Origin of the sequence: Methylocaldum sp., from assembly GCF_039794385.1 — a bacterium.
GTDB lineage: Bacteria > Pseudomonadota > Gammaproteobacteria > Methylococcales > Methylococcaceae > Methylocaldum.
Map to the genome: position 1 here is coordinate 1 of NZ_JBDIVO010000254.1, position 6869 is coordinate 6869.

6 protein-coding genes and 1 pseudogene are annotated in these 6869 nt (G+C 58.1%); 1 reads left to right on the plus strand and 6 read right to left on the minus strand.

Annotated elements, in window-relative coordinates; translation table 11 throughout:
• The 3 genes and pseudogenes from ABJK70_RS17860 to ABJK70_RS17870 all read right to left on the minus strand — a co-directional run.
• A pseudogene (locus tag ABJK70_RS17860) lies at nt 1-203 on the minus strand (ABC transporter permease); the annotation flags it as partial.
• Nucleotides 196-594: a MarR family EPS-associated transcriptional regulator gene (locus ABJK70_RS17865; RefSeq protein ID WP_347258650.1), complete on the minus strand. Its 399-nt coding sequence runs from the start codon at nt 592-594 to the stop codon at nt 196-198. The gene ABJK70_RS17865 and the pseudogene ABJK70_RS17860, both read right to left, overlap by 8 nt.
• A gap of 262 nt (nt 595-856) precedes the next feature.
• Nucleotides 857-1825 carry an SDR family oxidoreductase gene (locus ABJK70_RS17870; protein WP_347258651.1) on the minus strand — a complete coding sequence of 323 codons (969 nt, stop codon included), beginning with the start codon at nt 1823-1825 and terminating at the stop codon, nt 857-859.
• A gap of 122 nt (nt 1826-1947) precedes the next feature.
• Between ABJK70_RS17870 and ABJK70_RS17875 the strand changes: the two genes are divergently transcribed.
• Nucleotides 1948-2730, plus strand: coding sequence for a glycosyltransferase (locus ABJK70_RS17875; protein ID WP_347258652.1), 783 nt, complete (start codon nt 1948-1950; stop codon nt 2728-2730).
• 29 nt (nt 2731-2759) lie between these two features.
• Here ABJK70_RS17875 and ABJK70_RS17880 read toward each other — a convergent pair whose 3' ends face one another.
• The 3 genes from ABJK70_RS17880 to ABJK70_RS17890 all read right to left on the minus strand — a co-directional run bounded on the left by ABJK70_RS17880 (nt 2760) and on the right by ABJK70_RS17890 (nt 5886).
• On the minus strand, nt 2760-3665 hold the full coding sequence (locus ABJK70_RS17880; RefSeq protein ID WP_347258653.1) for a glycosyltransferase family 2 protein: 906 nt from the start codon (nt 3663-3665) through the stop codon (nt 2760-2762).
• A gap of 110 nt (nt 3666-3775) precedes the next feature.
• Entirely contained in the window at nt 3776-4987 is a 1212-nt protein-coding gene (locus tag ABJK70_RS17885; RefSeq protein WP_347258654.1) for a glycosyltransferase family 2 protein, read from the minus strand.
• Nucleotides 4984-5886: a class I SAM-dependent methyltransferase gene (locus ABJK70_RS17890; RefSeq protein ID WP_347258655.1), complete on the minus strand. Its 903-nt coding sequence runs from the start codon at nt 5884-5886 to the stop codon at nt 4984-4986. Before ABJK70_RS17890 ends, ABJK70_RS17885 begins: the two co-directional genes overlap by 4 nt.
• Nucleotides 5887-6869: the final 983 nt, after the last annotated feature.

Here is a 6869-nt window from a genome sequence, read left to right on the forward strand (position 1 = left end):
CTGAATACCAGGGTAAACACCAGCATCGTGAGCAGCGGCCGGACCAGCGCCCACGCGACTCCGAAGACCGTCTGTTTGTAGCGCACCAGCACGTCGCGCCATGAAAGAAACCAGAGCAGTTCACGGTACTGCCAAAGATCCTGCCAATAATGTGCGGCGCGATGGTCCGGCCCGATGACCGTTTCGGCGGCGCCGTCATCCATTGGCGGAGTTCCGGGTTTGCTCGACGGTGCCGGAACCCTCCAGCAGTCCGTGATCGCCGAAGCCGGCGGTGTCACCTGCCCGGGCAAGCTCGGCACGCAGGTGGGCGATTTCCTTGCGGAGAGCCTCGTATTGCGACTCTTTCAGCCGCAGGAACTCCGCCGTCACGCGCGACTTTTCCCGGATACCCTTGCGGGTCAGGCAGTAGAGGTAGCCGCGCTTGCTCCGACTGCCGCGGGAGCTTCCTGCATTGAGCATTCCGCTTTCGGCCAGGGCCTTGAGGCAGGAATTCACCTTGCCCAGACTGACACCCAGCGCGGACGCAAGCTTGCGTTGGCTGAACGACGAATTGCGCTCGAGAAGGCTTAGGATGCGGTATCCGTGCTCGTCCATCCCGACTATGTCTGGATGCCCTGTTTCACGAATCGGCCCACGATCCGCGATTCCCGGCAAAGTAGCGATTAGTAATTTGAATTTATAAGATTTTTATCGTTCATGGAATGAACGATGCGGTATTTAAGCGGATGCGCAGGGTATTTGCAAGCCGGGATCATCGGGTACCTGCACATCGTCACGTTCCATAACGGGCAGGCAACCGGCGAGGCGGCCGACGGGCCACGTTATCCGGCCCGGACCCCAGGTCGCCTGCCGCGGTTCAGCGGCCGATCAGCGCGCGGTACCACGCCGCGGTGGCGTGCAGCCCCTCGTCCATAGAAAACGGCGGCGTCCACCCCAGCTCGCGCCGAATGCGGGTGTCGTCGACGGCGAGCGATCCCAGCAACCGCTCCACGGCGTCGCCGCGCCCCACCAGGCGGCCGGCCAGGCGCAGCACGCCCGCCGGCACCGGCAGCAGCCGCGCCGGCCGGCCCAGGGCCCGGGCGATGCCGCGGATCAGTTCCGGCGTCGAGATCGGCTCGCCGTCGGCGACGAGATAGGTCTTGCCCGCCGCCGCCGGGTGCTCGAGGCAGGCGACGATGGCGCTGACCAGATTGCCGACGTAAACGAGGCTGCGCCGATTCGCCACCGCGGCGAGCGGCAGCGGACAGCCGCGGTCCACGGCTTTCATCAGGGCCAGGAAGTTGGCCTTCACCCCGGGTCCGTACACCAGCGGCGGGCGAACGATGACCAGCTCGAACCCACCAACGGACGCGAGCCCGTTCAGTACCTGCTCGGCCCGCCACTTGGACACGGCGTATGGATCGGCGGGGCGGGGCGCGTCGCTCTCGCGGAAGGCCCCGCAGCCGCTGTCCTCCCCGTGCACCTTGAGCGTGCTCAGAAACACGAACCTCCGCGTTCCGAACGCGACTGCCGCACGCGCGAGGCGCTCGGTGCCGGCGCGGTTGACTTCATCGTATGAAGCGCCGGCCACAAGGGGCTCTTTTCGCAACCCGTGGACTTGGGCCGCGAGATGGACGACAGCGTCCATTCCGGCGAGTGAACTGCTCCAGTCTGTCTGTCCGGAAACTTCGCCGACGGCAATAGCTTCAACGGCAGATCCCGATCCCGTGACCGTCGTATCCACCATTTGGCGCACCGCCCTTCGGACAAAATGGCCGCGCGCGGCAAGCTCGCGAACGAGGGCGTTACCGACGAAGCCGGTCGCGCCAGTCAAAAGTACACGCATAATCTGCAGTCCATGTCCGCGGCGTCACCGAGTGATTCGTGGGCCGCCACTGGAGAGCCGGAAACCGCCATCTGCGATAATGCAGGCAACGGAAAAGGGTGCAAGCCTGATCAGAAAACACCATGCCTGAGAACACCGATCCTGAGTTTCGCCCGCAGCCTGCGGCGTTCGCATCGCTATCGATCGTGAGTCATGGCCAAATCGGGATGGTACAGAATCTCCTTGCCGATGTTGCCGAGCACGTGACGGTTCCCGTGGAGGTATTGCTTACGTATAACCTGGCCGAGCCGGAGATCGACCGGGGTGCGTATCCCTTTCCGATGCGTCTGCTGAGTAACCCGCGACCGCGGGGATTCGGAGCCAACCACAACGCCGCTTTCCGTGAAAGCCAGGGTGATTGCTTTTTCGTGGTCAACCCGGATGTCCGTCTTCGCAGTGATCCGTTTCCGGCGCTGATCGAGCAGTTATGCAATGATGCCATTGGCGTGGTTGCCCCGAGAGTGATTAACGCGGCAGGCGCCTTGGAGGACAGCGCACGTCGTTTTCCTACCCCCGCCTCCATTTTCCTCAAGGCGATCGGCTGGCGGAGAGCCGGGGACCCTGATTACGCCATCGAACAGTCTCCAATTGACGTGGACTGGGTCGCAGGCATGTTCATGGGCTTCCGCCGGTCTGTGTTCGCTGAGGTCGCCGGCTTCGACGAAGGCTACTTCCTGTACTACGAGGACGTTGATCTCTGTGCCAGATTACGTGCCGCGGGTTATCGTATCCGGTTCGACCCCCGCGCCACTGTGCTGCACGAGGCCCAGCGGGCGAGCCACAGGAAGCTCCGTTATTTCTACTGGCATATGAGAAGCATGGCCCGTTACTTTTTAACGACGGGCCGATCGGCGGCGCGGCGCTAGCTAGCAGGCGGATCCCGTAGGCCTTCGTTTCAACTCGCCGAACCCGTCGCAAGCGCGACGCCCGGCAGCAGCGCCCAGCGGAAGACGCTCGGAAAGTAAACCTCTCCGATAGACGGCGTCCGAATTTCGCCCATGGCACGACCCGCCTTCGCGACGCTGGAGGCCATACGCGTATCCCATATCAGCCTGTCCCACGTCTTGGCTCTAAGATAGGGCTTCCCCGCGAAATCGCGGAAAAGGCGTTGCTTGTCGGCGACGACGCGCCCGCTTCGGAGGTTGCGGGCCGTCTGCTGTCCCTCATGCACCCGGATGGAGCACAGCGGCTCTGCAATGAATGCGAACCGCCCCTTCTCGAGCAAATGAAACCACATCTCCAGGTCCACCGCCTGGTTGTACTCTAGCTCAAAGCCGCGTACAGCGTCGGCGCGGCGGAACATTACCGCCGAAGGCTCGCCGATTGCATTACCACGAAAGAAGCAGCGGCTGATTACATCATGCCCATTAATGAATACATCTTGCCTGGAAAAGCCAACGCGCTCGACAACTTCACCCGCCGATGAAATCCGATACCGCGACGAGCCGACCAGGACGATGTCGGGCGCACTCTCCAATATCCCCAGCATCCGCTCGACGCAATTCGGACTCAGAAGATCATCAGCGCAGAGGTACTTCACGTAAGGCGATGATGACAACTCCAAGCAGCGATTGAAGTTGCCGGTCATACCGATATTGGTATCGTTAACCGCCAGGCGTACGCGGTGATCCTGTCGCGTGAAACGGCGAGCAATCTTGGTCGTCTCGTCCGTCGATGCATTGTCGACGACCAGAACCTCCGTGTCCGTGAAAGTCTGCGCGAGCGCTGAGGCAATCGAGGCATCAAGATAGGGCGCCGCGTTGTAGGCCGGAATGCAGATGGTTACCAAGCTAGGTCGCATTTTTCGTCGCCGAACGCGAGCGGCTAACTGGATCCCGTATGGGTCGCTTCTATCTACGGTGTCGGCGCGATCGAACGTTCAGGGGAAACAAAGGGCACCGTCGCCTTAACTTACGTGGCACGCACGCGACGCCGCCAATCTGACGGCGCATCGAACGCCTCCTCGTGCGATCTAGCAAGCTCGAGGATGTTCTTATGGGGGACCAAGTGACGTTTCGAGTCGTACCGAGGATGAGATGAGTGTACCGCCTCCAACACCAACCGGACGCTATAGTTCCAGAATCGCTTGGGCATCAGACGTCCAAATGTCCTGTCAAGGAGACCAATAGCGCGCCATAGCACCGCCTCAAGCGGACGCGCGTACTCCCGCACGATCCCCGAAAATTCATTTGAAGGAAGTGTTCGCCATAGGTATCTGAACTGCATGAAGCGGTACCGCCAGTATGCGATACGAATGTCCTCCGACTCGCCAAAATTACGCTTCAGAGCAACCATAGCGAGAAGCCAGGACGTGTTCATGTTAGAACCCGGCAGCAGGATGTCCTGCGCAAGCCTGGCCAAGTCTGGGTCGGCGACGTTCTTCAGGAACGCCTCCCCCTCGTGCTCCCTTCGATTGAAGTAGTAGTAGCCAAAGGATCTGGGGCTAATTCCGATGGCGACGAGGGCCCAAGGACAGACAACGATGCGATCTGCTGTCCACATCAATGCGTTGGTAGCATAGTAGTCGGGATACGGAGACTGGAAAAAGTCCCCGACTTCACGAAGCCTATTGACGATCGTCTTGCTCACGAACGAGTGCTGCATGTTGTAACTATAAGCTATCCGAAAACTAGCTGCGTCCTTCACGCATTGCTTCGCGACCGATTTCTCCAAGACGAAAGGCTCAGTCTCTCCAGTGAGAAACTTGCAATAACCATACTGAACGAAACCTTCCTCAAAACCAGGCATTACTCCCGGGTAAGCGAACTGGATCGCTTCTGTATAGAGAACGTCAGGAAAGCCGTTTGCCTCAATGATGGATGCGGCTATCGACAAGCAACTATGCATCAAACAGTCATCGTCCCCGAGCATGATGATGTAATCTCCAGACGCCTTTTTTAGCGCAAGATTCCAATTTTCGGTAACGGGAACTACTTCTTCCGTCCTAATATAAGTAACTCTGCTGTCAGCCAATGACTGAACAAAAGCGTGAACGTCGCTATCGGAGGCGTTATCGGCAACGATCAATTCCCAGTCGCCGTAATCCTGATCAAGCACAGACTGAACTGCGTACCTCAGGAGCTCAAGCCGGTCTCTTGTGGGGATGAGCACCGAGAACTTCATCCAATGGACTTTCTAAATATCGCTGTGTAGGCGGCTCCCTTACCCTCGATGCCCTCGAACGGCGCGGCGGCAAGTCCAATCAATCGGCCAATGGCCCTGAACGGCCGATCTAGAGCGGAAATTGGGGAAAGATTTGATGCCCCAAATACCCAACCAAAGCGGTTCCAGCCGACTCCTCCTGGGTCGCGAGTTGTCAACTCGACGAGTTCCAGTCCAAGACGGCGCATCCTGTGTACCAGCACCGCCGACGGAATGAGGAAAAGATGTCTAGGGGCATCAACGTGAACCCAACGCTTGCCCCAGATTTGAAACTGGATGGCTTGGGGGTTTGGGGTTGCGATTACTGCGATTCCCCCGGGCGAAAGTCGATCTTGAATCGCCTCAAGCATCTTCCAAGGATCAAGTAGATGTTCGAGAACATGCCAAAGCGCAATTACATTCGCGGGCTGCAGTGACCGCAGGGCCTCCGTTTCGGTTGCGCTGTTCAACACCTTAATTCCAAGAGCGGATCGCAGAAAGTTGGAGCAACGCTGATCCATCTCAATCGCCTCGACATCATATCCTGCTTCCTTAGCGAGATAGCAGAACCCTCCAGTAGCCGGGCCGACCTCAATGACGCGCCCTTTTCTGACGTGTCTTCTAACAAGCTCGATCTTGTATGCCTCATGCTTGGCGTTCGCCGCCAGAGCTTCATGAGTTGCCGGCAGGTCGTAATAGCCTTCAGGGTAATAGGGCGCCAAGCTCTTCGGAACGGGGTGGAGGAAGATTAGCGAACAGCTTCCGCATTCATGGTAGAAAAATGTCGCGTTCGTTAGTTTGCGGTTTAGATCCCCGGTGCTGAAGCAAAGAACGGACGGCGCTCCACATTGCGGGCATTTGACCTTAAGCTCGGAAGTCATGCAGTTAGTTCACTCGTTCGCGTGTGGCATGTAGCGAGACCCCGTGACCCCCATGCGTACCAGGTGAACATTTGCTGCATGCGGGGTTCTGCTGCAAGATAGCCACGTGTTTGATTGTCTGCAATTAACAAGTTTTCTTGCCGCGAAATCCAAAAGGTCCGACTATCCATCCATTCCTCCACTGGATAAGCCCTTCCGTCTCTTCCCACCACCAGAATCTGTTTTCCGCCTTTTCGAATCTGTGCCGTCATGCTGTGCTTTCCAGACTCGAAACTGTATGCGCATCGCTTTGTCAGAGTTACTTGTGGGCGTAAACTCATCATGAGGTCGCGTGCTAGAACAAATGCGTTCGTACGGAGATGCGGGTTGGGAAAGTCGGGGAATAAGAACCGTCGACGAATGACTGCTAACTCCTGCACCAACGGTACCTTGAGCAGTTGTTGCTTCCACTTTGGACGCGCTGGTACGAGGCTCGGGTCTGGGGCAGCGCGCCAGTCGGAATGGAACCCTTGATAAGACCCGGTCGCGCCAGCCACCCCCGCTCCGGGATGCCGAACGGCTCGAAGAAGGAACTCGAGCCATCCTGCGCCGAGGATCTCAGAGAACGAGTTCAAGAAACAGACATAATCTGAAGAGACTTGTCTTGCCGCTTTGAAGTAAGCGGTAATGTCGTACCCCCAGTCTTCCACAAACAGACGTTTATGGGGAACAGACGCCAGCCAGTTCGCGACGTCAGAATCAATATGGTTTCGATGAAAGCCCTTGAGAATGAATACAAGGTCATGCTCGAGACCAGCTGGCCAACGCTTGTACGACTCCAAAAAGCGAACGAGAGGGGCCGATCCATTCGCCGCGCGCACAAGGTGGAATACGCATACCCCCTTCCGATTCACACCCTAGCCCGCCAAAGTTGTCTCAATACCCATCGGCTATTCCGTAGGGAACTTATACTTCTTTCGTATATAACACTCCAGCGCTTCGCG